Raw genomic sequence first — 1,559 nt, 5'->3', positions numbered from 1 at the left:
ACACTTCTCGAGGGAAGATGAACTGGAAAGCTGGATCAAAACCGGGCTCAGCGTTCCGGTTGTCACGGTGATCAGCACCATGGTGGTGTATGTCAGGATTCTTTTATATGTATATGAAATGTTTTCGCCAAGGTTAAGAAGGGCTTTGTTAAATCGATTCATGTCAGCAAACCATTCATCGCTTTTTCAGCACCTGCCAGTGGGTTGTCCAATGCTGCCTGAATTTTTCAGGATATAGGGTTTGCCGATGGTTGTGTTTCGCAGTTTATTGTCCGTTTTTGTCAGCTTGATGCTGATAACGTGCTGCTGGGGCAGTGTTGAGTCACCCGAGCAAAAAGCGGTCAGGCTTGTCCGGATCCATCTCAACGATCTCTATTTGGATTATGTCTTTGCCGAAGAGAATGGGAGTCTGTTAAAAGCCATCATGGTTTCATTGAGGCAACTCTATGACCGCTACGAGCTGGATCAGTGGCTGGAAAATGACTCTGGATCAGGCAATCATACAGAAGCCCGACAGCAGCTACTCACCAGAGTCGTCCAGCAGGCTACCCGCCACACCATTGCGAAAGTCATAGGTAACGATGAGGCAGATGACAGTTACCAGGATTGTTCTATGTTTCATCTCCTGCAAGCATTCAGCAGTGCTCCTGACATGCAGGAATCCCGGGAGGTTGCTGATTGGTCCCAAACCCGGCCGGTGATGATTCAGGGGGTGGTGGCTGAAGATCGAACAGACTCCCTTGAGGAGCTGATTCAGCAAGCTGTACAGAACAGTTTCAGAGAGTTTCCTTCTAATCCGATTTCCAGGGAACAGTCAGCCCGGCAACTGGGTTTTATTTTGATGGAAATGCAGGAGCTTTTTCTCCGTGGCAAAGCGCTTCGTTCTCTAAGCCACAAGTTAGACAGGTGGAAACAGATATCGGCGATTACCAGTGATCCTTTCTTTAGCTCTTTTTATCTTCCCTTTTTGACTGAACTGTTTAATAGCCATGACACCCTCTGGCATACAGAGCTTTCGGGGAGCAAATGGCGTCAGTATCAGGAAGACCTCTCCACCCTGTTTATGGAAGCCGGTGATCGTGAAGATTATGGTATTGAATGGTACCGGCAGGTTCGCAGGATTCTGGATGGAGAAAAACGGGTCACGCAAGGCGACCAGGATGACGATGACTGGCAAGGCTGGATTAGAATTGGGCTCATAGGTCCGCTTTGTGTGATGGTCATCATCATGACGATCTATGTGTTGATCTATTTATGTGAAGAGGTACCACCGTTTAGAGAACCTCAGAGAGGATAGGCTGGAAGGAACGACAGGCAGAGCATCTGACAAACTCCAGTGGCAAGATCCGAAAGGAGTATTTCAGTCAACGATTTCCGCAATGAAAGGGTCCGCAATGAAAGCGTCAGACGTTGTAAATTAATTGTTTTACTCTGCACCTGCCAGTCTACTGTCCTAAGCTTTCCGAATTTGTCAGGAAATGGGTGAGGTCAGGTGCTCCATTATCGCGCTTCCCTCAAATGACTGTAGAGCGCTGACAGCTGCAACTGCATTAAGATAT

At 47.8% G+C, this 1,559-nt stretch carries 1 protein-coding gene; it reads left to right on the top strand.

Annotated features, from left to right (window positions below):
• Window positions 1-289 precede the first annotated feature (289 nt).
• Window positions 290-1,297, top strand: coding sequence for a hypothetical protein (locus KDK16_RS10085; RefSeq protein ID WP_257275932.1), 1,008 nt, complete (start codon window positions 290-292; stop codon window positions 1,295-1,297).
• Window positions 1,298-1,559 lie beyond the last annotated feature (262 nt).

The organism is Endozoicomonas sp. SESOKO4 (genome assembly GCF_024606275.1).
This window is presented reverse-complemented; position numbering and strand designations above follow the sequence as displayed.